At 67.5% G+C, this 23,699-nt stretch carries 20 protein-coding genes; 6 read left to right on the top strand and 14 right to left on the bottom strand.

Features of this window, described 5'->3' with window-relative positions; genetic code table 11:
- Positions 1-46: 46 nt before the first annotated feature.
- From ahpC to VXM69_RS06985, 3 genes are all read right to left on the bottom strand, one after another.
- Entirely contained in the window at positions 47-610 is a 564-nt protein-coding gene (gene ahpC, locus VXM69_RS06975) for an alkyl hydroperoxide reductase subunit C (protein ID WP_049035363.1), read from the bottom strand.
- Between the two features lie 263 nt (positions 611-873).
- The gene (locus tag VXM69_RS06980) at positions 874-1,239 is read right to left on the bottom strand and encodes a type II toxin-antitoxin system VapC family toxin (protein WP_049035366.1); all 366 of its coding nucleotides are present in this window, start codon (positions 1,237-1,239) and stop codon (positions 874-876) included.
- Between the two features lie 35 nt (positions 1,240-1,274).
- Positions 1,275-2,171: a LysR substrate-binding domain-containing protein gene (locus tag VXM69_RS06985; RefSeq protein WP_034185939.1), complete on the bottom strand. Its 897-nt coding sequence runs from the start codon at positions 2,169-2,171 to the stop codon at positions 1,275-1,277.
- 178 nt (positions 2,172-2,349) lie between these two features.
- On the opposite strand from VXM69_RS06985, the gene VXM69_RS06990 reads away from it, so the two are divergent.
- The 3 genes from VXM69_RS06990 to VXM69_RS07000 are packed head-to-tail and all read left to right on the top strand — an operon-like array spanning position 2,350 to position 5,309.
- Positions 2,350-3,516: a branched-chain amino acid ABC transporter substrate-binding protein gene (locus tag VXM69_RS06990; RefSeq protein WP_034185940.1), complete on the top strand. Its 1,167-nt coding sequence runs from the start codon at positions 2,350-2,352 to the stop codon at positions 3,514-3,516.
- Positions 3,517-3,541: 25 nt separating this feature from the next.
- On the top strand, positions 3,542-4,066 hold the full coding sequence (locus tag VXM69_RS06995) for an L-2-amino-thiazoline-4-carboxylic acid hydrolase (protein WP_226226744.1): 525 nt from the start codon (positions 3,542-3,544) through the stop codon (positions 4,064-4,066).
- Positions 4,059-5,309, top strand: coding sequence for a Zn-dependent hydrolase (locus VXM69_RS07000; protein ID WP_367189201.1), 1,251 nt, complete (start codon positions 4,059-4,061; stop codon positions 5,307-5,309). The genes VXM69_RS06995 and VXM69_RS07000 overlap by 8 nt, the downstream gene beginning before the upstream one ends.
- Positions 5,310-5,391: 82 nt before the next feature.
- On the opposite strand, the gene VXM69_RS07005 is transcribed toward VXM69_RS07000, so the two are convergent.
- The 11 genes from VXM69_RS07005 to VXM69_RS07055 all read right to left on the bottom strand — a co-directional run bounded on the left by VXM69_RS07005 (position 5,392) and on the right by VXM69_RS07055 (position 19,684).
- Positions 5,392-5,871, bottom strand: coding sequence for a GNAT family N-acetyltransferase (locus VXM69_RS07005; protein WP_367189202.1), 480 nt, complete (start codon positions 5,869-5,871; stop codon positions 5,392-5,394).
- 29 nt (positions 5,872-5,900) lie between these two features.
- Positions 5,901-6,737, bottom strand: coding sequence for a cytochrome c (locus VXM69_RS07010; RefSeq protein ID WP_069705095.1), 837 nt, complete (start codon positions 6,735-6,737; stop codon positions 5,901-5,903).
- A 170-nt stretch (positions 6,738-6,907) separates the two neighbouring features.
- Positions 6,908-8,176 carry a hypothetical protein gene (locus tag VXM69_RS07015; RefSeq protein ID WP_367189203.1) on the bottom strand — a complete coding sequence of 423 codons (1,269 nt, stop codon included), beginning with the start codon at positions 8,174-8,176 and terminating at the stop codon, positions 6,908-6,910.
- Positions 8,173-9,996: a glutamine--fructose-6-phosphate transaminase (isomerizing) gene (gene glmS, locus VXM69_RS07020; RefSeq protein WP_367189204.1), complete on the bottom strand. Its 1,824-nt coding sequence runs from the start codon at positions 9,994-9,996 to the stop codon at positions 8,173-8,175. Before glmS ends, VXM69_RS07015 begins: the two co-directional genes overlap by 4 nt.
- 117 nt (positions 9,997-10,113) lie before the next feature.
- The gene (locus VXM69_RS07025) at positions 10,114-10,602 is read right to left on the bottom strand and encodes a hypothetical protein (protein ID WP_034185946.1); all 489 of its coding nucleotides are present in this window, start codon (positions 10,600-10,602) and stop codon (positions 10,114-10,116) included.
- Positions 10,580-11,851 (bottom strand): poly-beta-1,6-N-acetyl-D-glucosamine synthase, encoded by a 1,272-nt coding sequence (gene pgaC, locus VXM69_RS07030; RefSeq protein WP_124668986.1) that lies wholly within the window; start codon positions 11,849-11,851, stop codon positions 10,580-10,582. Before pgaC ends, VXM69_RS07025 begins: the two co-directional genes overlap by 23 nt.
- Entirely contained in the window at positions 11,848-13,941 is a 2,094-nt protein-coding gene (gene pgaB, locus VXM69_RS07035) for a poly-beta-1,6-N-acetyl-D-glucosamine N-deacetylase PgaB (protein WP_367189205.1), read from the bottom strand. The genes pgaC and pgaB overlap by 4 nt, the downstream gene beginning before the upstream one ends.
- Before the next feature lie 14 nt (positions 13,942-13,955).
- Positions 13,956-16,658, bottom strand: a complete 2,703-nt coding sequence (pgaA, locus tag VXM69_RS07040; protein ID WP_367189206.1) for a poly-beta-1,6 N-acetyl-D-glucosamine export porin PgaA — start codon at positions 16,656-16,658, stop codon at positions 13,956-13,958.
- A 104-nt stretch (positions 16,659-16,762) separates the two neighbouring features.
- Entirely contained in the window at positions 16,763-17,569 is an 807-nt protein-coding gene (locus VXM69_RS07045) for a hypothetical protein (protein WP_367189207.1), read from the bottom strand.
- Positions 17,570-17,632: 63 nt separating this feature from the next.
- On the bottom strand, positions 17,633-18,043 hold the full coding sequence (locus VXM69_RS07050) for a hypothetical protein (RefSeq protein WP_034185951.1): 411 nt from the start codon (positions 18,041-18,043) through the stop codon (positions 17,633-17,635).
- Between the two features lie 645 nt (positions 18,044-18,688).
- Positions 18,689-19,684, bottom strand: coding sequence for a LysR substrate-binding domain-containing protein (locus VXM69_RS07055; RefSeq protein WP_124668990.1), 996 nt, complete (start codon positions 19,682-19,684; stop codon positions 18,689-18,691).
- A gap of 586 nt (positions 19,685-20,270) precedes the next feature.
- Here VXM69_RS07055 and VXM69_RS07060 point away from each other — a divergent pair.
- The 3 genes from VXM69_RS07060 to VXM69_RS07070 all read left to right on the top strand — a co-directional run bounded on the left by VXM69_RS07060 (position 20,271) and on the right by VXM69_RS07070 (position 23,678).
- The gene (locus VXM69_RS07060) at positions 20,271-21,686 is read left to right on the top strand and encodes a circularly permuted type 2 ATP-grasp protein (protein ID WP_069245928.1); all 1,416 of its coding nucleotides are present in this window, start codon (positions 20,271-20,273) and stop codon (positions 21,684-21,686) included.
- Positions 21,687-21,750: 64 nt separating this feature from the next.
- Complete coding sequence (locus tag VXM69_RS07065) at positions 21,751-22,692, top strand: alpha-E domain-containing protein (RefSeq protein ID WP_069245929.1); 942 nt, start codon at positions 21,751-21,753, stop codon at positions 22,690-22,692.
- Between the two features lie 8 nt (positions 22,693-22,700).
- Positions 22,701-23,678, top strand: a complete 978-nt coding sequence (locus tag VXM69_RS07070) for a transglutaminase family protein (protein WP_034191645.1) — start codon at positions 22,701-22,703, stop codon at positions 23,676-23,678.
- The last annotated feature ends 21 nt before the right edge of the window (positions 23,679-23,699 follow it).

Consider the following 23,699-nt stretch of genomic DNA (forward strand, 5'->3'; position numbering starts at 1 on the left):
GGCGGCCCGCCATCGCGCGCCTCGTGCGAGGCGCGCGGCGCGATCGTCAGATCTTGCCGATCAGGTCGAGCGACGGGGTCAGCGTTTCCGCGCCCGGCGTCCACTTGGCCGGGCACACTTCACCCGGGTGCGCCGCGATGTATTGCGCGGCCTGCACCTTGCGCAGCAGTTCGCCCGCGTCGCGGCCGATGCCGTTGTCGTGGATTTCGCACAGCTTGATCTCGCCTTCCGGGTTGATCACGAACGTGCCGCGCAGGGCCATTCCTTCTTCCTCGATCAGCACGTCGAAGTTGCGCGACAGCGTGAGCGTCGGGTCGCCGATCATCGGGTACTTGATCTTGGCGATCGTGTCCGACGTGTCGTGCCATGCCTTGTGCGTGAAGTGCGTGTCGGTCGACACGCCGTAGATTTCGACACCCAGCTTCTGGAATTCCGCGTAACGGTCGGCGAGGTCGCCCAGCTCGGTCGGGCAGACGAACGTGAAGTCGGCCGGGTAGAACACGACGACGGACCACTTGCCCTTGAAGTTCTCTTCCGAGACGGGCACGAAATCGCCGTTGTGGTAAGCGGTTGCCTTGAACGGCTTGATTTGGGTGTTGATGATCGGCATCTGGAGAATTCCTTGTCTTCAGTGGTGAGTGGAGTGTTGCCAGTATCCGGGTTCACCCGGAGCTTGTGAAATTGCTTGTTTCAATCTGGGGCATCGGGATTTTCTATCTGCTTCCGGCCCTTGATTGTGCGGGCCTGTGGGAGCGGCTTGTCGAGTGCGGGGCGGATGGCTGTCGAATGCGGACGAGCGCGGGCGCTGGACGAACGTCTCGCGCGATCGTGTCCGGTGCGACGGGAGGGCAAGGTGTCGCGGTATGCGACGGCTCAGAGCGTGTAGGGAACGCGGACGTCGGGTTCGGTGGCGGGGAAGTCCTTCGTGTTGCGCGACACGAGCAGGAGCCCGTTGACTTGTGCCGATGCCCAGACAATTGCGTCGGGCAGGCGGAGGCGCCGCTCCTGACGGATTGTCATGACGCGATTCGCAACGGTGTGGTCGAGCGCGATGACATCAAACGACGAGAGCCATGCGCGGATGGGCGCCTCGTCCTGTGCGGGCGTACCGGCCAGCACCTCCATCCACGAGATCGTGCTGATCGCTCGATAGTCGTAGCGGCCCAGTTCCACGCGTGCCGATTCCACGCCGCCCAAATAGTCGATCAGGATGTTGGTGTCGAAGAGCGCTTTTACCATTCCGAGCGTCGTTCCGCCGGCGCGGCACGTTCCGCTCAGATCCCCGCCATCTTCCTCAGCCACTCGGCGAGCCGCCGCGCCCCGTCCGGCATGTCCGCGTCCTCGCGCGTGCACAGGTAGTAATCGCGCCCGTCGTCGAGCGCGTGATCGAACAGCTTCACGAGCTCGCCGTTCGCCAGTTCGCGCTCGACCAGCGGCGCGCGCAGCAGCGCCGCGCCGAGATCCGCACGCGCGGCGCTCAGCGTGAGCTGCCCATCCTCGAACATCGGCCCCACCGCGTGCGACACGTGCCGCACGCCGGCACCCTGCAGCCAGTTGACCCACGTGCTGCGATCCTCGTCGTGCACGAGCGGCGCCCGGGCGAGATCGGCCGGCGTGCGGAACGGCCCGTGGCGCGTCAGGAACGACGGGCTGCACATCGGCACCATCGCGCCCGGCAGCAGCCGTTCGCAGCGGTAGCCGGGCCAGTCGCCGGTGCCGAAGCGGATCGACAGGTCCGACGCGTCGCTTCGGTAGTTGCGGTGATGGGCGTACAGCACCGTGACGTCGACGTCCGTGTTGTCGGCGAGGAACGCGTGCAGCCGCGGAATGAACCAGCCGATGCCGAGCAGCGGAATCAGGCTGACGGTGATCTGCCGCAGCGACGAGCGGTCGCGCACGAAGCGCGTCGCGCTGCGCAGCACCGAGAACGCCGCGCTGATCGAGCGGTAATAGTCGCGCCCTTCGTCGGTGAGCGCGAGCAGCCGGCCTTCGCGGACCGTCAGCGGCGTCTGGATGAACGCTTCCAGCAGTTGCAGCTGATGGCTGACGGCCGACGGCGTGATGTCGAGTTCGCCCGCCGCCGCGGTGACCGACCCGAGACGCGCAAACGCTTCGAACGCGCGCACCGCGCGCAGCGGCGGATCGTGCGGTAATTGTTCGATATTTTTCATGTATCGAATTTTATCGAAAAGTCAGGGTAAGCGACAACATTAAAATATGCTTTATATACAGTCGTATACGTTAATGTTCCGGAAACGGCATAAGCATCCAACAATTGGGTATTTGGGGCTTGGGCGTTGAATATTTAATATTTTTCATGTTTTGATTCGACCTACCGATCCTCCACACATGAAAATCGCTTTCCTCTCCGCCAGTCTCGCATTCTCCGCGGCCGCCCTGGTCGCCTCCGTTCCCGCGTTCGCGCAATCCGCACCGCAGACGATCCTGATCGGTCTCGCCGCGCCGCTGACCGGCCCGTCCGCGCGGATCGGCAAGGATCTGCAGAACGGCGCGCAACTCGCGATCGACGACGCGAACGCCAAGCATCCGACCATCGGCGGCAAGCCGGTCGTCTACAAGCTCGTCGCGGCCGACGACCAGTCCGATCCGCGCACGGCCGTCGCGGTGGCGCAGCAGCTCGTCGACCAGCACGTGATCGGCGTCGTCGGTCACTGGAACACGGGCTGCAGCGTGCCGGCGTCGCGCGTGTACCGCGACGCGGGCATCCCGCAGATCGCGCCGGCGTCCACCGGCCATCAATACACGCAGCAGGGCTACGCGACGGCGTTCCGGATCATGGGCCACGACGATGCGGGCGGCAATTTCACCGGCGCGTATGCGGTGAAGACGCTGAAGGCGAAGCGCATCGCGGTGATCGACGATCGCACGTCGTTCGGCGCGGGACTGGCCGACCAGTTCATCAAGGGCGTGCAGGCGAACGGCGGCGCGATCGTCGATCGCCAGTACGTGAACGACAAGACGACCGATTTCAGCGGCGTGCTGACCGCGATCAAGGGCAAGCACGCGGATCTCGTGTTCTTCGGCGGCCTCGATGCGCAGGCCGCGCCGATCGCCCGCCGGATGCGCCAGCTCGGCGTCAATGCGCCGCTGCTCGGCGCGGGCGGCTTCGTGAGCCAGACCTTCCTGTCGCTCGCGGGCAAGGACGGCGACGGCGTGACGGCGCTCGAACCGGGCCTGCCGCTCGACCGGATGCCGGGCGGCCAGGCGTTCGACACGCAATACCAGGCACGCTTTCATGCACCGATCGAACTGCATGCGCCGTTCGCGTACGACGCGGCGGCCACGCTGATCGCCGCCGCGCAGAAGGCCGGCACGACGCAGCCGGCGAAGCTCGTCGCGGCGGTGCGCGCCATCGACCGGCCGGGCGTGACCGGGCGTATCGCGTTCGACCCGGAAGGCAACCTGAAGGACCCGGCCTTCACGATCTACCAGGTGCGCGGCGGCAAGTGGGCCGTCGTCGACGTGCTCGGCGGTTCGCGCACCGCGGCCAAGTAACCCCCACGAGACAAAGACGATCCCCATGACCGAATCCAGCCCGACATCCGCCGCCGCACCCGAGGACACGCGCCTCGGGATCCTCGCGCGGCGCCGCATCGAAGCGGAAATCATCAAGCCGATCTACGAGATCATGAAGCGCGAGTTCGGCACCGAGCGCGCGCAGGCCGTGATCGCGGAAGCCGTGCGCGGCGCGGCCGTCGACGCGGGCCGCACGTTCGCCGCGCAGGAGCCGGACGGCACGAGCGTGAAGTCGTTCATCGCGCTGCAGGTGCTGTGGGAGAAGGACGATGCGCTCGACGTCGAGGTGCGGCGCGCGGACGACACGCATTACGACTACGACGTGCATCGCTGCCGCTACGCGGAGATGTATCACGCGATGGGGCTCGGCGAGATCGGGCACCTGCTCAGCTGCGCGCGCGACAGCTATTTCATCCAGGGTTATGCGCCGGATATCGCGCTCACGCGCACGAGCACGATCATGCAGGGCGGCAAGCGTTGCGATTTCCGCTATGCGCTGCAAGGTTCTACGGAGCACGGCGATGCATGAGAACACCGTCAACGTACCGCGCGTCGACGGCGACCGCCTGTGGGCGTCGCTCGAGCGGATGGCCCAGATCGGCGCGACGCCGAAGGGCGGCGTCTGCCGCCTCGCGCTGACCGATCTCGATCGCGAGTCGCGCGACCTGTTCGTGCAATGGGCGCGAGAGGCCGGCTGCATGGTGCGCGTCGACAAAATGGGCAACGTGTTCGCGCGCCGCCCCGGCCGGAATCCCGATGCCGCGCCGGTGATGACCGGTTCGCACGCCGATTCGCAGCCGACGGGCGGCAAGTACGACGGCATCTACGGCGTGCTCGGCGGCCTCGAGGTCGTGCGTGCGCTGAACGACGCGGGCATCGAGACCGAGCGCCCGGTCGACGTCGTGATCTGGACCAACGAGGAAGGCTCGCGCTTCGCGCCGGCGATGGTGTCGGCCGGCGTGTTTTCCGGCGTCTATACGCTCGAATACGGGCTGTCGCGTACCGACGGCACGGGCCGGACGATCGGCGACGAGCTCGAGCGGATCGGCTATGCGGGCGCGGTGCCCGTCGGCGGTTATCCGGTGCACGCGGCGTACGAACTGCATATCGAGCAGGGCGCGATTCTCGAACGGGCCGGCAAGACGATCGGCGTCGTGACGGCCGGGCAGGGGCAACGCTGGTACGAAGTGACGTTGACCGGTGTCGACGCGCACGCGGGCACGACGCCGATGGCATTCCGTCGCGATGCGCTGGTCGGCGCCGCACGGATGATCTCGTTTCTCGACGAACTCGGCCGTCGTTACGCGCCGCATGCGCGCGCGACGGTCGGGATGATCGAGGCGCGGCCGAACTCGCGCAATACGGTGCCGGGCGGCTGCTTCTTCACGGTCGAATTCCGCCATCCCGACGATGCGGTACTCGACGAACTGGACGCGGCGCTGCGCGCGGAACTCGCACGCGTGGCGGACGCGTCCGGCCTCGGCGCGCGGATCGAGCAGATCTTCACGTACCCGCCGGTTCCATTCGCGCCGCGCTGCATCGACGCAGTGCGCGACGCGGCCGAGGCGCTCGGTCTGTCGCACATGGATATCGTGTCCGGCGCGGGCCACGACGCGTGTTATGTCGCGCGCGTCGCGCCGACCGGGATGATCTTCGTGCCGTGCGTCGACGGGCTGAGCCACAACGAGGCCGAAGCGATCACGCCCGAATGGGCGGCGGCGGGCGCCGACGTGCTGTTGCGCGCGGTGCTGCGAAGCGCGCAGGAAGCCTGAGCGTGACGCGCCCGGCCCGGCGGCAGGGTTTCGCCGGGCCGGGCAGGCGTTCGTCTGGCGTGACGCCAGCGCGCGCGTTGCGTCAGACCGACCGCGAATGCCGGCCGATGTAGCGGCGCATCACGTGGAACGCCGTATCGGTGCGGCCCGGCATCGTCGTCAACGCACCATCGGCCGCAAACCCGAGCTTTTCGTAGAACCGGTACGCCGCTTCGCGTGCCGTGCACCAGACGAGCGCGGCCCCGCGTTCTTCCGCGTGCCGCACGCAGACCTGCACCAGCACGCGTCCGAATCCCATGCCGCGCACGGCAGGGTGGACGGCCATTCCGCGAAGCCGCCACGCCGGCTGCGCGGGATCGTCGTCGCGCGGTTCCTCGCAGAGCGACGCGACGGCGACGATGCCCGACTGGTCGCGCACGCCGACATGCAGCGTCGTCGGCGCATGGTCGCCGGCCAGCTCGCATGCGTTCAGGTCGCCGTTGAGCAGGATCGTCGCCCTGAGCGGGTGCGTCTGCGCGGCGTCGATCGGCGCGATGGTGAACAGCGTGTCGCGTGATGTCATCAACGTCCCCTGGATGATCCGGCTGCCCGTTACTGGCCGGCCTTGCGCTTTGCCCGGTACGCGAGATACGCGACGATCTGGTCGAGTTCCCGGTCGCTCAGCTGGTCGGGCGGAAAGGCCGGCATGCGGCGGCCCGGCCAGTCGCGTACCGACGCCGGGTCGCGGATATAGCGGCGCAGCGCGGCCGGCTGGAAGTAGTCGACCGGATTCATCGGCGTGTTCAGGTCGGGGCCGGCGTGGCTGCTGCCCGCACCGTCGAGCCGGTGGCAGGCGAGGCATTGCGTGACGAACAGCCGCTGGCCCGCGCGGGCCGGATCGTCGGCGGGCAAGGCCGGATCGACGGCCAGCGACGGCCAGCGCGCGAGCGGCGACGATTCGATCGTGACGCGCACGACCTGGTACGGCCACTGCTCGCCGCGCACCGACGACGCGTCCGGCCCGAGCCACACGAGGTAGAACGGCCCGGCGCTGACCGGCTTGCCGGGCAGCTTCGGCCACGGATGGGCCGGGTCCTCGATCGCGAGCCACGGGACGGCGCGGGCTGGGGCGTGGGGGCGCACGAGATCCAGCGGCAGTTGCGCGGCGAAGCCGTCGGCCGCGCGCGTTTCGAGCACGCCGTCGGCCGGCAGCGGCGTGTCGCCGAGCAGCGCGGCGAACGGCACCGCGCGGAACGTCATCGGCCGGCCGTACGCGATGTCGCGCGGCACGTGGATGTCCGCCGCATCGGGGCGCGCGAGCAGCGTCTGCCGGGTGAGGGGGCGGGCGGTGCCGTCGGTGTCGAGTTCGAGCGTGGACTGCGCCGACGCGCGTTGTCCGAGCAGGCAAACCGTCAGCAGCACGAGCGAAAACCACTGGCGCTTCAGCATTCGTTCTCCGGGAAAGGACGTTCCGGCGGCAGCAGGAGTCGGGCGCCGCGGGCGATGGAAGGAATCGGGCGACAGTCTATCCGCTATGCGCGGCGCTGGCGAATTCCGCTGAGGAAAGGGGCGCGCGAGGCCGGCCCGCGCTGACGACATGACCGAGGGCCGGACTGTCGTCAATGACTCGAGCAACGCGCTGCGTCGTTCGGCATCGACGTGTCGCGCCCGGGTTCGAAATCGGCTTCGCGCGTGCCCGACGGCGTCAGCGACACGAAATGCATGGCCGACCCGCGGGCCGGGAATCCGGCGATGCCGGTCGAGCCCCACGGAATCGGCGAGCGCTGCACGCCGCTCGCGGTAATCGTCGAGGCCCCGAGCGCCAGTGTCAGCAGCCGCCCGTCGCGGGTCGGCACATACGCATGCGTGCCGGCGACCCCGATGCCGGATTCGCGCACCGATGCGGGCAGGCAGTCGAGCGTCGCCGTGCGGCGGCCGTCCGGCGCGATCAGCATCGCGATGCCGCGATCGTCGGCCGTCGTCGTGACGACGATGAAGCGGTCGATCTCCGGCACGTAGGCCGACGAGTACACGTAATACCGGATCCTGTCGTTCAGCGTCCCGAGCATGTCGAGCTTCGCCGTGACGGGATCGAACGTCGCGTATTCGAGCGTCGCGTCGGTGCTGTCTTCGATGAATTTCTGCCACACGAGCAGCGCGGTGCGCGGCGAGCCCGCGATCACGGGCCACCATTCGCGGCGGTGCGGCGCGACCGCGACGTGGTTCAGCACGTGTCCGGCCGCGTCGTAGGTCTTCAGGTAGACGCCGTTGCCGGAACCGAGATTGTCGACGCCGCCGCCGTCGACCCAGTCGGCGGAATAGAACACGACGAAGCGTTCGCCGACCGTCGCGACATGCCCCGAATGGCCGCCCGACTCGACGTCGTTCGGGTAGGGCTTGACCGGCTTCAGGTCGCGGCGGTAGATGCCGTAGCGCTGGCTGACCTCCTGCGGCGCCTTCCAGCCGTCCTCGAACGTGACGAAGATGTCGCCGCGCGCGTTTTGCGCGATCGATACCGGTTCCTGCGCCTCGGGGCGGCTGATGAACGTGTGAACGTGCAGCAGGCGCGGCTCGCCGGGGCGCCATTCGCCGACGTACACGTCGTGCGGCCAGCTGCCGCCGCGCAACGCGCCACGCGGCTCGATGCCCGAGCTGCTGAAGAACACCCAGCGCTTGCCGTCGCCGGCGTCGGCCACGCCGATGCCGTGCATGAAGCGGCGCGGGTCGCCGGTGGCCTGCGGCGAGGGCGAAGCCTGCACGGTGACCGTGTGAACGACCGGCGCGGCGGCGACGGCGGCCGGCGGCGCCGCGCCGATGCCGCACGCACCGCAAAGCGCGGCCGCGACGCATCGCGCGGCCGCAGGCACCGGGCGCGGGCGCCGTTTCATTCGACGGTCACCGATTTCGCGAGGTTGCGCGGCTTGTCGACGTCGGCGCCGCGCGCGCAGCCGACGTGATACGCGAGCAGTTGCAGCGGGATCACGTTGACGATCGGCGACAGCAGGTCGCCCGACTCGCGCACGCGGATCAGGTGCGTGTCGCGGTCGGCGTCGATTTCGAGCTGACTGCCCGCCAGCACGTAGAGCCGTCCGCCGCGCGCGCGCACCTCGGCCATGTTGGACTTCAGCTTCTGGAACAGGCGGTCGTCCGGCGCGATCGTGACGACGGGCATCGCGCTCGTGACGAGCGCGAGCGGGCCGTGCTTCAGCTCGCCGGCCGCATACCCTTCCGCGTGGATGTACGACACTTCCTTGAGCTTCAGCGCGCCTTCCAGCGCGATCGGGAAGTGGATGCCGCGCCCGAGGAACAACGCATTCTCGGTGCGCGCGAACTTCGCGGCCCAACCCATGACCTGCGTTTCGAGCGCAAGCGCATGGCCGATGCGGCCGGACAGCGCGCGCAGCTGCTTCAGGTGCATCGCGACGTGCGCCGCGTCGAGCCGGCCGCGCAGTTGCGCGAGCGTGAGCGTCAGCACGAACAGCGCGACGAGCTGCGTCGTGAACGCTTTCGTCGACGCGACGCCGAGCTCGATGCCGGCCCGCGTGAGGAACCGCAGCGGCGCATTGCGCGCGATCGTGCTGGTCGCGACGTTGCAGATCGCCAGCGACAGTTCCTGGCCCATCGCGCGCGCCTGCTCGATCGCGCCGATCGTGTCGGCCGTTTCGCCGGACTGCGAGATGCCGACCACGAGCGTGCGTGGATCGGCGACCGTGTCGCGGTAGCGGAATTCGCTGGCGATCTCCACCTGCGCGGGAATGCCGGCGATGCTCTCCAGCCAGTATTTCGCGGTCAGTCCTGCGTAGTAGCTGGTGCCGCAACCGAGCAGCAGCACGCTCCTGACGCTCGACAGCCGCGCGCGCGTGCCGTCGGTCGCGTCGAACAGCGCCGGCGAGATCGTGTCGATGCCGTCGAGCGTGCTGTCGATCGCCTTCGGCTGCTCGAAGATCTCCTTCTGCATGAAGTGCTGGTACGGGCCGAGCGCGGCGTCTCCCTCGCGCGCCTTCACCTGGCACAGCGGGCGCCGGGCATCGTGCCCGCCGGAGTCGACCACGGCGATGCGTTCCGGCGTGATCAGCGCGACGTCGCCGTCCTCCAGGTAGACGAAGCGGTCGGTCAGGTCGCCCAGCGCCGCGCAGTCCGACGCGAGGTAGTTCTGCTCGGCGCCGATGCCGATCACGAGCGGCGAGCCGGCGCGCGCGGCGACGAGGCGCTGCGGCTCGTGCGCACTGAGGACCGCGATCGCATAGGCGCCGTGCAGCCGCTTGACGGCGCGCACGACCGCGTCGAACAGGTCGTCGCGATAGACGCTGTGGATCAGGTGCGCGATCACCTCGGTATCGGTCTGGCCGCGAAACGTGTAGCCGCGCTCCCGCAGCTCCGCGCGCAGCGCGTCGTGGTTCTCGATGATCCCGTTGTGCACGACCGCGATCGTGTCGCCGGACATGATCGGATGCGCGTTCATTTCCGACGGGGCGCCGTGCGTCGCCCAGCGCGTGTGCGCGATGCAGGTCTGCGCTTCCAGGCCGAGCGTCAGCACGCGTGCCTGCAGGTCCGTCACGCGCCGCAGCGTGCGTTCGCTGCGCAGGCGGCCGTCGTCCTGCACGGCGATGCCGCACGAATCGTAGCCGCGATACTCGAGCCGGCTCAACGCATTGACCAGTTGCGGCACCTGATTGTTCAGGCCGCTTGCTCCGACGATTCCGCACATGATTCACCTCGTCCAGAAGAAGTTGCCGGCCTGCCGGCGATGCATGGCAGCGCGGCGTCTGGAGCGGCGCCGCGCGGCACGGGGGCGTCCGGTGCGCGGCGGCGCGTCTCCGCTGACTTACTCGCGGGGCGGCGGCCCCGCGTGGGCTACCCATTCGATGCCGGAAATCGAACCGTTCGCGTCATGCGACGCGACGAGAATGCGCGTCGTGCGCCGCGCGCCGCGCCGGCGGGCACCGGCCAGCGCGGTGGACGGCACCGAGCGCGCCTTCGCGCTGGCCGAGCGCCGCAGCATCTTCGACACGCGCAGCCGGTGGGCGAGCGGATGCACGACGCGCCCCGCGATCAGCCACGTGACGATCGTGCCCGCGATGAGCGCGATCGAGGTCGCGTAGAACACCATCTGCTCGATCGGCATCTCGGCTTCGTTGAACGGCAGCAGGTAGCGGTACGTATAGATGCAGATCGATGCCCACACGGCTCCGACCAGCGCCGGCCGCACGAGGCGGAACCAGACGACCAGCACGGAGCCGACGACGCGGCCGCGTTCGGTGATCATTTCGCGCGGCGTGCGCAGGGAAAGGTCAATAATCGGCGCGTTTTTCATGTTGAATGCCTCGGTCGGGGCTGACCCATACGGCCCGCTTGCCGCGGCCCCGCAGCACGACGGCCGGCAGGGCGACGACGGTGGTGATCATGCTGATCAGCCAGAAAGCAACGGGATACCAGATGGTGTCCAGGAAATACATCAGGAGTTTTTCGTCATACTGACGATCGATCATGCTGCCGACGATCAGCTGCAGGATGCAGGTCGCGACCAGCAGCATCCCGTGCCAGTGCGGCACGACCGATACGTGCCAGCTCGGCGGCAGCGGGTAGACGAGGTTCAGCAGCGCGAGCAGCAGGATGAACGACATCGAATAGGCCCACGCGATGCCGATCAGGTATTCGACGAACAGCGGCCACATCATCATCTGCGTCGGCCGCGCGAGCGTGCCCGCATATTTCATCAGGACCTGGATGCCGCCTTTCGACCAGCGCAGCCGCTGCCGGTAGAGCCCCTTGAGCGTCTCGGGCATCAGGATCCAGCTCAGCGCATGCGGTTCGTACACGACGCGCCAGTCGCGGCACTGCAGCTTCCAGCTGATGTCGATGTCCTCGGTCAGCATGTCCGAGCTCCAGTAGCCGACGTCGGCGAGCGCGGTCTTGCGGAACATCGTGACGACGCCCGACACCGTGAAGATGCGGCCGTACACCTGCTGCGTGCGCTTGATCAGCCCGACGATCGACGAGAATTCGCCGACCTGCATGCGGCCGAGCAGCGACGTGCGCGTGCGGATGCGCGGGTTGCCGGTCACCGCGCCGACGCCCGGGTCGGTCAGGAAGTGCTCGAGCATCCAGCCGATCGCGTCGTGCGCGAGCAGCGAATCGCCGTCGATGCACAGCAGGTATTCGGCGTTCGACACGGCCGCCGCGGTCGTCAGCCCGACCGCCTTGCCTTCGTTGCGCGCGTGGTGGATCACGAGCAACCGCGGGATCTCGACGGCCAGCGCGTTGAGGATCTCGCCGGTACGATCCCGGCTGCCGTCGTTGACCGCGATGATGTCGTAGTTCGGATACTGCATCCCGTTCAGGTGGCCGATCACGCTGCGCGCGTTCGCGGCTTCGTTGAAGCAGGGCACGACGATCGAGATCTTCGGGATGCCGCTCGCCGCGATCGTCCGGGTCGACAGCGTGCGGCCTTCTTCCAGCAGGAAGTAATGCACGACGCCGCCAATCATCCACAGATACGACATGAAGAACGGGTAGTAGAAAACGAAATCCTGCAGGCGCGTGATGAGGCTGTGGGTGGTCATGGCGTCTTCGTCCCCTGCGATTGCTGCATCTGCATCAGCGCGTTGATCGAGGTGGGGTCGAGGCGCGACTTCAGCGACATCACGTCGCGCATCGCGTCGAGTTCCGGCTGGCCGTTCAGGAAGTTGTCCGGGTAGTACCCGAAATTCACGGCGCCCTCGCTGCGCAGCCGCCGCATCTGCGTGAGCAGCGTGCCGGCCGGCACGTCCTTGTGCGCGCGCCAGTCGTACGACTGCAGTTCGAACACGGTACGCTGCAGCCCGCGCTGTTTCGCGCGCACGGCCCGCACGAGCTGGTCCAGCCAGCCCTCGGGGTCCTTCGCCTGCTCCATGTACGGCATCGCCATCAGCGCGACGTAGTCGTAGGCGGCGAGGAAGTCGTCGTAGTTCTGCGCATACCACGCTTCCGATTCGGGCTTGAGCACCGGCATCGCGAAGAGGTTGCGCGCGGTCAGCACGTCGCCGACGTTCTGGTGGGCCAGCACGATCTGCTCGAGCTGCCGGGTCAGGTCGATCAGGTAGCGCGACTTCTGGCGCGTCCAGCGCTTCATCAGTTCGGGGTTCTCGCGGATCTTGCCGATATCGGCGGGCAGCCCCCACTGCGCATAGATGCGCAGCGCATGCCGGCCCGCGTCCTCGTAGTCGTCGAGCACGGCGTCGTCGCTGAACAGGATGCCGCTGAACGACGCATGCTTGCTGAGATCCTCGTAGATCTGCTGGATCATCAGCCGCGCGTCCGGATCGAACGGACTCAGCCGGAACACGCGCGTGCCGTTCTCGCGGGCCGGCGCGCCGCCGTGGGCGCTGACGGCCTCGAGCCCGCGCTGCTTGTCGGCCGGCGGCCGGAACGCGAGCACCGGCATCCACGCGTACACCTGCACGTTGGAACGCGTATTGAGCTGCCACGCGGCGCGCGAGAACAGGTCGGCGCGCATCGGCAGGTGCCGGTTCGGGAAATACACCGATTCGGCCACGCCCGTGCCCTTCGGGTCCGCATAGGCCTGCAGGTACACCGATTTCGGCTGCATCCGGTAGATGCGCTCGATCAGCTTGCCGAGATTGGCTTCCTGCCGCGCGGGATCGGGATCGTAGACCTGGTCGAGATCGACCTGCACGATGCGCTCGGGCACGTCGACGTCGCCGCGGTTGGACGCCGGCTCGCGCATCGAGCGCTCGAACCCGCCGATGTCGACGTCGTACATCATCAGGACCCGTCTCAGCCGGTCCAGCGGCACGTCCGGCGTGTTCGGGCCGGCGTCGAGGCTGAACTGGATGTCCATGCCGAGCGACGTCGAGATCTGGCGCACGGGCTGGTTTTCCGCGCCGTACGGCCATACCATCGAGCGCGCGACGACGCCCGTGTGGTCGCGGATCTGCCGTACGCAGGTCTGCAGGTCGTTGTGCACGCGTGCCGCGAATTCGGCGTCGGTTTCATAGCGTTGCTGATCCTGCAGGTACAGGTGCGAGGTGGTCGCCGGCAACTCGTTGCCTTGCGGATTCGCGATCGCGCCATGATGGAGGTTGTGGGTGTGGCAGCCGAGTTCGACGAGACGGGACTGGCCGACCTGCTTCACTTCGTCCCACGACATGAAGTAGTCGCGCGGTACCTGGATCTTGTCGCTGATGCGGATCGGCGCATCCGGCGGCGCGTCGATCCACGCGGTGACGATGCCCATCACGGCCGGATACTTGAAGCGCTCGAGCAGCGGCAGCACTTTCGTGTAGTGGCTGCGGTAGCCGTCGTCGAACGTGAGCAGCACCGCGCGCGGCGGCAGCGGCGTGCCGCCGTGCCGCGACTCCTCGATCTGCCTGACCGTGATGGTGTGGTAGTTGTTGGTTTGCAGCCACGAGAAGATCGCGGTCAGCGTGCCGGTATCGACCGCGAACGGATCGACCATCGCCGACGGCGACGAAAACGACGCCATCAGGTTGTCGCGCACGTCGTGCATGCAGATCACGCGGAACGTCTTGCCGTCGGCCGGATCGGACGGCGGCAGCAGGTCGATCATCTTGGCGTTCGTCACGCCCGGGAACAACGAACAGGCGGCAAACGTGCCGAGGCATCCGCACATGAAGGTCCGTCTGGTGTGCATGAACGCTCTCCTTGCTAGAACGGCAGGTTGACCGACAGGAAGCCGGTTTCGGAGCGCTCGCGCTGGCCGTCGTACGCATGGCTGCTGACTTCGACGCCGTAGGTCAGCGTGATGTCGTGCTTGAACGTCCACGCGTGCTCGAGGCGCGCGCTCCACAGCGGACTGGTGCCGAAGCCGCGCTCGTTGTACGCGCCGCCCGACACCGACACGCGTTGCTGCAGCCCCATGTCGCCCTTCTTCCACAGCGTCAGCTGGTGCATGACGGTCGCCGCGGCCGCGTAGTCGCGGCCAGGGCTGAAGTAGGGCGCGTCCTGGCGCGTGTTGCTGTCCGTGCCGAGGTTCAGCGATACGTTGACGAGCTGGGTCGCGGTCGTGTACACGCGCTGCGTGCCGGTCGCGGAAATCTCCTGGTGCAGGTTCGAATCGCTGTAGCGGCTCACGCCGTAGCTCAGCCTGATCTCGCGGCGGTCGTTCTGGCGATACACGACCTCGACGTTCGCCGAGCGGCCCCAAATGTGCGCGGCATAGGCCTTCCACGGCAGCGAGTTGTCGTTGGTGTCGAGCCCGGCGCCGACCGTCCAGTAGTCGTTCAGCGCGTACGCGATCGTCCCGCGGCCGCCGGTCCGGCCGTCCGCGCCGAACGAGCGCGTGACTTCGCCCTGCACGGTGAGCGGGCCGTGCCGGTAGTCGCCGCCGACACCGGTGCGCGTGCGGCTGACGTTGCCGCCGTCGGTTTGCGCATGACCGAAGAACGTGTGCGAGAAGACGCGCCAGTTGTCGCCGAACGGTTGCGAATACACATAACTGTCCGACGTGAAGCTGTTGTCGGCCAGCGCGCTGTTGCCGTGCTCGAAGCTCAGGTCGGTCGTGAACACGGGGCTGCGATAGGCCTTGTAGTCGCGCTTGAAGCCGCGCACGGCGCCGCTGTCCGGGAACGTGTCGCCCAGGGTCTGGTCGACGGTCTTCGCGGTCGCGTAGTCGTCCGCCGTGAGCGACGCGCGGCCGAGGCCGGCAAGCATCTCGACGCTGTCCGGGTGATCGGTCAGCGACGCGCGATACATCGAGATCGCCTGGCGCGGGTGCGACTGGCCCGACACCGCGTCGGCATGCGCGGCACGGATCTCCGCGTTGAACGGCACCTGCTTCTCGAGCTGTTCGAGCGCGGCGATCCCTTCGTCGGCATGGCCCGTGAAGATCAGGTATTGCGCGCGCAGCCGGTAGTAGCGCAGGTAGTCGCCTTCCTCGGGGCCGACGTTGCGCACCTCCTTGACGGGCGGCAGCGACTTGCCCATCTCGTCGAGTACCTGCTTCGCTTGCGCCGCGCGCCCCTGGTCGACGTACGACCAGAACACGCCTTCGCGCAGTTCGATCTCGCGCGTGCGCACGCCGTACTGGAAGCCGCGGGTCGCGCGGTCGGTCGGCGACGCGGACGCCTGCTTCAGCGCGCGCAGGTAGACGACGTTCGCCTTGGCCGGTTCGCTCAGGTACAGGTAGGCGTCGCCGACGGCCGCCAGCGCGTCGATCGAGATTTCCGCGCTGGACGGAATCGTCTCGAACGTCGCGACGGCCGTCTTCATGTCGCCGCGTGCCGCGTAGGCGACCGTGCGGTCGCCCGCGAGCGCCGTCCTGACCGGCGTGTATTCCGGCGTGGCCGGCATCCGCTTGTCGAGGTCGTCGGCCGCGCGCAGCGCGCTGTCGAGGCCGTCGAAGCGGTCCGAACTCGTCATCGAACGCGACTTGTCGCGTCCGCCGCGCACTTGCTGGCGAATCGACAGTTCTTCCAGTTGCGCGATGTCGACGGCGGAGAACGCATCGGGCCGGGCTTTCGCTTCGTCGAGCGCCTTGATCGCGCCGCCGCTCGCCGCGAGGCCGAACACGTCGTTGCGTACCGTCGCGGCATCGGCGGTGCGGAGATTCGGCGCCTGCGCGTTCGGTGTTTCGACGTCGGGGCCCTGGGATCGCTGGATCGGTTCGCCAGGGAGCTGGGCGCCGGGCGTCGGTGCGTTCGGCGTCTGGGACGGCGGCGGTTGCGAGCCGGGCGTCTGCGGGACGGGGGTGGGGGCGTTCGGCATCGGGGTGCCGGATGCCTGGGCGGTCAGCGTCGGCGTGGTGGCCGGTGAGGCGGTTGTGGTCGGTGCGGCCCGCGGCGGGGCGCCCGACGTGGGCGCGATCGGTGCGGCCGTATTCGCCTGAGCGGTGTCGGATGCCTGCGCAAGCTGCATCGGGGCATGCGACGTTTGCGCGTGCGGTGCCGACGTATTCGGAAACGCGGTGCCGGACGCCCGCGCAAGCCGCATCGGCGCATGCGACGTCTGCGCGACCGAGGCCTGCGTATCGGCCGATGCCGCGCCAGGCCCCTGGTCAGCCGGCTGCGGCGCGTCCGGGTCCACCACGACCGTGGTCGGCATGGCCGGGTTCGGTGCCTGCGCGATCTGCATCGACGCATCCGATGCCTGTGCGATCGGGGTCGGCGCATGAGGGGGCAGCGTGCCCGAATCCGCGGCGATCTCCATCGACGTCACGCTCGCCTGCCGATCGGGCGCAGGCGCATCCGGCGCGGATCTGGCGATTTCTCTCGCGCCGCCCGATTCCGCGTCGCCTTCGGCGGAGAAGCAGGGGCCGGACGCGACGAGCAGCAACACCAGCGGCGCATGCAGGAGGATCCGCCGGTTGGACGGGGCGACGGTGGTGCATGGTTGTTTCCGAGGGTTGTCCACGGTGTCTCCTCACTCTGAAACGATCACATCGGTTGCACGCCCGACGACGCTCGTCGCCTGCGGTCATCCCCCCGGGCGGCGAGGCCCGGCGGCCTCCGACCGGCTCACAGGCGATTGCGGATCGCTTGTCCCAGCAACGCGCGCGATTCGCTGTTCGTCGGGTCGATCGCGAGTGCGCGGCTCGCGTTTTGCGCCACGCAGTTCCACTCGTCGATCACCGCGCACGAGCGGGCCTTCGCCAGCGCACGTGCGCCTTCAAGCGCCTCGTGCGTGACGCTCGCCGTCTGCATGCGCGCCGCGTCGGTGCCATACGGCGGCGCCTTCGGCGTGAAATCCAGGCGCCTTCGCGTGCCTGCCAGCCTCTCGGCGCGCGGTGCGCGATGTTCGGCAAGCGACCGTGCGGCGGCGCGGCCATGGGCCGGCGCGCCGTGCGTATCGGCTGCCAGTGCCGCGGGCGGTGGAGGGTAGGGCTGCCGATGTCGGGCGGCGGTGCCGGGCCGGACCCGCGACGCGGCTGGCGGTTCGACCGCGAGCGTGACCGGCGGCGCGGTCGACACCTCGCGCGGCGTCGATGCGGACGGCGCGGGAGTCGGCCCGGGCCGCGCGAGCGGTGCGGCCTGTCGCGCAATCGTCGATGCAGGCGCGGCCGCGATCGGAGGGACGGATGCGCCGCTCGCGCGGCCGGGCGCGGCCACGATGGATTGGCGGTACTGGCCGACCGCGGCGTCGATCGCGCCGGCGATGTCGTGCGTCACGCTCGCATGGCCGGCGGTCTTGTCCCGCTCGGTATACGCGAAGAGGCTGAAGATCGCGGCGAACGCGACGAAGCTGAGCGCCGCGTTCTTTCCAGGACCCCAGGAGGGTTTCGGCGGGCAGGCGGACGAGCCGTCGGGTCGTTCTGCACGAGTCATTCGAAGCTCCTCGATTCGATGCGTTGCGGTGGATGACGCGATCGGGATGGGGTCAGGCGGCGTTCACCATCGCAACTGCGTGGTGAGCGTGCCCGTTTCGACGATCGCGAACTGGGTCGCTCCCTGATAGGTCCCTTCGACCCGGTAGCTGGCGTCCGGCACGCTGAACAGGCAGCGCGATCCCGCGGCGTTGAATTCGACGAGCACGCGGCCATGTCGCCGCAGGCGGACCTGGACGTTGGCTAGCGGTTGTCCGGTGCGGCCGGAAGCAAACGACACGCCCAGGTTGTATGGCCGGCCGTCGGGAGGAAGCGGTGCCGTCCCGTCGATGCGTGCGTCGCCGCAGATATACGAAATCACGTAGCGGCCGGCATCCGGACCGGACGCCGGCGCCTCGGCCATCGCGTTCACGCAGAGCGAGGAAAGGAAGACGCTGAGGAAAGGGCGAGCAGGCAGTCGAAACGAAGAAGACATTGCAACCTCCCGTCCGGAATCAATGGCGAGCATTTATTCCGAGTCAGATTTGGCAGCGTTCTTTTTGCGACACGCTATTGATACACGATGGCTTTTGAATCAACAACCGCGTGTGGCTGGAATGGGACGAAGGGAAATATCCTATTTAAATAGGATAACGATGGATTCGTCTGATTCGTTTAATGCTGAAGAAAGTCGATATTGCCGAATATGATTATTGCTGGTCGGTAGCGATGATCGAGCACGCATTGAGTCACGTCGGAGGTATCGACGTTCGTGCCGAAAAGTAACGACTGATAAAAGGAATTCTTGCGGCTGTGTTCGACGCGAAACAATGAAGGTCAGGATACAGGTCGTGCGTCGTGAAAAGAGGGTGCGACGTTTTTGTTATTTTGGGTTGTTGCAGGTAAATGGAAACTTTTATTTTGTTCTGTAACAGGGTATTTCCGTCCGTTAAATCGGTCTTAATATTCGGGCGTAATGCCGTGCCAGTAAAAAATACGATATTGAATGCAAACGTTTGCGTTTCGTCTGATATCGATTGCAGATCGGGCACAGGGAGTTCACGGGCTTCGGCGGGCTTGGCGATTGCTGGCTGGAGAAAGCGCATTCGCACCGTGAACCCGCACGGCGCGAATGCAGGAATCAGCGGCTGCCGCCGGCGAGTCGCCGTGCGGTGCGCATCGTCGGCGCGGCGGCCTGTTCGGCATCGAGCGCGCCTTCGACCGCCGCGCGCGGCCGGTTCATGATGTAGGTCCACAACTGCTCGGCCGCGAGCCCGCGCTTGCGCGCCGATCGATACAGGCGGATCTCGAGTTCGGTGATCCAGTCTCCCGAGCCCGCGCATACGAGCGTGCCGTCGGCGAGCTCCTTCGCGACGCAGCTTTCCGGCAGCCAGCCGATGCCGTGCCCGGCCACGACCATGCCTTTCAACGCCTCGGACATGTGCGTCTCGAAGCATCGGTGCACCGCATACGGCTCGGTTGCGTTCAGCAGCAGCATCTCGACGATGTTGCCGAGAAACGCCCCCGACGAATACGCGAGCAGCGGGAGCGGGGCGTCCGGCGTGCCGGGCAGCTGAAACACCGGCTTGCCGCGCGCGTCGGGCGTCGACACCGGCAGGATCCGTTCGATGCCGAGGCTGACGAACGGGAAGTGGTTCGGATCGAGCACGATCGGCAGCTGCGGATGGTGATAGCCGAGCAGCAGGTCGCATTCGCCTTCGACCAGCTGCTGCACGCCTTCCGGCACGTTGACCGCGTTGACGCGGGCGGTCACGTGGCCGACTTCGCCATGGAGCTGCTTGAGCCATTCGGGGAACAGCGTGAACACGAGCGTATGCGCGACGGCGAACCGCACGACCTGGTCGCTGGCCGCGAACTGGTCATAGCCGTTCACGAGATTGCGCGCCGCATACATGCTGCGCAGGATGTCCGCGGCAAGCCCGCGAAACATCTGGCCGGCCGGCGTCAACGCAACCGGATTGATGCTCCGGTCGACCAGCTTCGCGTCCATCCACGTTTCGAGGGCGGCGATTCGTCTGCTGAATGCCGATTGCGTCAGGTGCCGATGACGTGCGGCCCGGGAAAAGCTCTTGGTATCCGCCAGGCTCAGGAAATCTTCCAGCCACTTTGCTTCCATTTCGATCTTCGCTTTTTATAGTCGGGCGCCTGAAAGGCGACAGCATCGCTGCGCCGCGCCAGTTTTCTAGCGTACCGCGCCTCGCGGGGCGGTCCGATGTTTTTTTTCGATCGGTGTCAGTCGAAATATGCATGAGCGTTGTCGGCGGGATTACGGCTACATAGCGTTGAGGTGCCGGACCCGGCTAACCGGATAGTTCACCGCGTCGAACGCCCGGCGTGCCGCAGACGGTACTTCCCCAGGGTCGGTTGCGCCGTGTGCGTGCCGGCCCGCCTCCCTTGCCGCGATCCGGTGCCCGGTCGCGCCATTTTTTTGTGCAGTGCAGATTGCACATTCGTGACACGCGGGGGAACTATGTTTGCAGGACGCGGCGCAGCATCGGCCGTGCGCGCTCGCGGCGCATGCGGGCGCACGCCGCGCCGGGTGATGCACCGTTATGGTGCGCGATGCCGTGCGGGCGTGCCCGGCGCGGCGCAAAAACGGGGGGATATCGGGGGGTAGCGCAAGGCACGTTCCTTGCAAAGCATTCATTACGCCGGTCCGGCATGCGCAATGCCGGGGAAAACGATCGATGGAGAAAAGATCGATGAAGCCATTCGATGAAATGCTGCAATCCGGCGACATGGTAAGGGCGCCCTACGCGCGCCTGAAGCAATGGCTCGACACGCAGAATCCCGCGAGCCTCGCCCAGAAAGCCCACGACGCGGAAGGCGTGTTCCGCAAGACGGGCATCACGTTCGCCGTCTACGGCGACGCGGAGGCCGCCGAGCGGCTGATTCCGTTCGACATCGTCCCGCGCATCATCTCGGGCGCCGAATGGAGCCGCCTCTCGCTCGGCATCGAGCAGCGCGTGATGGCGCTGAACGCCTTCCTCGACGACATCTACCACCGCCAGGAAATCGTGCGCGCGGGCATCGTGCCCAAGCACCTGATCGCGCACAACGAGGCGTTCATCCCGGAGATGATCGACTTCCGGCCGCCCGGCAACGTGTACACGCACATCATCGGCGTCGACATCGTGCGCACCGCCGAGAACCAGTTCTACGTGCTGGAGGACAATGCGCGCACGCCCTCCGGCGTGTCCTACATGCTGGAAAACCGCGAGACCATGATGCAGCTCTTCCCGGAGCTGTTCCAGCAGGTGAAGGTGCGCCCGGTCGAGACCTATCCGCAGATGCTGCGCCAGTCGCTGGCCGCGGTGTGCCCGCCGGGCGGCAACGCCGACAACCCGACCGTCGCCGTGCTCACGCCCGGCATCCACAATTCCGCGTACTACGAACACTCGTTCCTCGCCGACCAGATGGGCGTGCACCTCGTCGAGGGCAGCGACCTGCAGGTGATCGACGGCCGCGTCGCGATGCGCACGACCGAGGGCTTCCAGCCGATCGACGTGCTGTACCGCCGCGTCGACGACGCCTTCCTCGATCCGCTCACGTTCCGCCCCGATTCGGTGCTCGGCGTGGCGGGGATCATGGACGTGTACCGCGCCGGCAACATCACGATCGCGAACGCGCCGGGCACCGGCATCGCCGACGACAAGGCGATCTACTCGTACATGCCGGAGATCGTCGAGTTCTACACGGGGCGCAAGGCGCTGCTGGAGAACGTGCCGACCTGGCGCTGCGGCGAGGCCGACAGCCTGAAGTACGTGCTCGAGCATCTCGACGAACTGGTCGTGAAGGAAGTGCACGGCTCGGGCGGCTACGGGATGCTGGTCGGCCCGTGCGCGTCGAAGGCCGAGCTCGAGGCGTTTTCCGCGAAGCTGCGCGCGCGTCCGGCGAACTACATCGCGCAGCCGACGCTCGCGCTGTCCACGACGCCGATCCTCACCGACGCCGGCCTCGCGCCGCGCCACGTCGACCTGCGGCCGTTCGTGCTGGTGTCGGACCGGATCCGCATCACGCCGGGCGGGCTCACGCGCGTGGCGCTGAAGGAGGGATCGCTGGTCGTCAACTCGAGCCAGGGCGGCGGCACCAAGGACACCTGGGTGCTGGCCGACTGAGCCGGATGCGACCGCGCGCGCCGCAGCCGGCGCGCGAACCGAACGAAGACGGAGTGGACACGAGATGCTTCTGGGACGTACTGCAAGCGGGCTCTACTGGATGTACCGCTATATCGAGCGCGCGGAGAACATCGCGCGCATCGTCGATGCCGGGCTGCGGATGGCGCTCACGCGCACGTCCGACGCGCCGGCCGAATGGTCGTCGGTGCTCGTCAGCTCGGGCGCGGACGACGGCTACCGGGAGAAATACGACGCGTATGCGGCCGATACGGTGACCGACTACCTGCTGCGCGACCGCGACAACCCGTCGAGCGTGCTGTCGTGCATCGAGGCCGCGCGCTCGAACGCGCGGATGGTGCGCACGGCGCTTACGCGCGAGGCGTGGGAAAGCGTGAACGGCGCGTGGCTCGCGCTGCGCCGCGCGCTGGCGCAGCCGGTGCCGGAGAGCGAGCTGCCGGCCGTGCTCGACGAAGTGAAGCGCGAAACCGCGCTGATCCTCGGCAGCTTCTACAGCACGATGCTGCGCAACGAGATCTTCGATTTCGCGCAGATCGGCGCATTCATCGAGCGCGCGGACAACACCGCGCGGATCATCGACGTGAAGTACCACCTGCTGCTGCCGTCGGTATCGCACGTCGGCACGATCCTCGACAACTACCAGTGGGAGACGATCCTGCGCTGCGTCGCCGCGCACCGTTCGTACCGCTGGGTGTACGACGTGCAGTACAAGCCGATGAACATCGCCGACTACCTGATCCTGAACGGCCGCATGCCGCGTTCGCTGCGTTATTGCTACGGACGCGTCGTGTCGAGCCTGAACCTGCTTGCAAAGGATTACGGCGTGACACACCCGTGTCACGACACGGCCACGAAGATCCTGCAAATGCTGTCCGATACCTCGGTCGAGCGGATCTTCAAGAGCGGGCTGCACGAGTTCCTGACCGACTTCATCGGCCGCAACAACAGCCTCGGGCTCGAAATCGCCCAGGCTTACAACTTCGACTGAGACTTGCCATGCGACTCGCCATTCGACACATTTCGCGTTATCAGTTCGACGATCAAGCCACCCATGCGCTGCAACGGCTGCGGCTGCGCCCGCAGTCCGGCCCCGGGCAGACGGTGCGCGCGTGGCAGGTCACGATCGACGGCGTCGAGCCGTCGCTGTCTTACGCCGACGGGCTCGGCAACCGGATCGACCTCGTGCGTCACGACCGCGGCGCGAAGGCCGAGATCGTCGTCGTCGCGGCCGGCGTCGTCGAGACGCAGGACCGCGCGGGCATTCTCGGGAATCCGGAGGGCTATGCGCCGCCGTGGATCTTCGAGCGCGAGACCGCGCTCACGAAGGCGGGCGATACCGTGCGCGAACTCACGGAAGCGCTGCCGATCGAGCCGCACGGCCTCGACGCATTGCACTGGCTGATGACGGAAGTGCACGACCGCATCGCGTATGCGCCGAACCTGGCCGCCGACGTGCCCGTCGACGCGGAAACCGCGCTGCAAAGCGGCGAGGGCACGAGCCGCGACCATGCGCATGCGTTCATCGCGGCCGCGCGCGTGCTGAAGATTCCCGCGCGCTACATCTCGGGCTACGTGCTCGCCGACAGCGCGATGCAGCGCATCGCCGATGCGAAGCAGAACGCGGGCGACGTCGAGGAGGAGGAAGCGCTCGCGCTGCAGAGCGGCGAGGGCATGCAGCAGATGCTCGGCGCATCGCATGCCGCGCAATCGCAAGGGCTGCCGCAACCGGCGCTCGGCGCGCAGCCGCAGGCCGCCGCGCTGATGCAGCAGCCGGCCGGCCATGCATGGGCCGAGGCGTACGTGGAGGGGCTCGGCTGGGTCGGGTTCGATCCGTTCATGAACCGCTGCCCGGACGAGCGCTACGTGCGCATCGCGGTCGGCCTCGATTATCGCGACGCGCAGCCGGTGACGGGGCTCGGCGCGACGGCCGTCGGCGTCGAGATCAGCGTCGTGCAGTCGCCCGAGCTCGTCTGACCCCGCGCACGCTTTCGCCGA

The sequence above is a fragment of the Burkholderia sp. Ed8 genome, from assembly GCF_040761425.1.
Lineage (GTDB): Bacteria > Pseudomonadota > Gammaproteobacteria > Burkholderiales > Burkholderiaceae > Burkholderia > Burkholderia seminalis.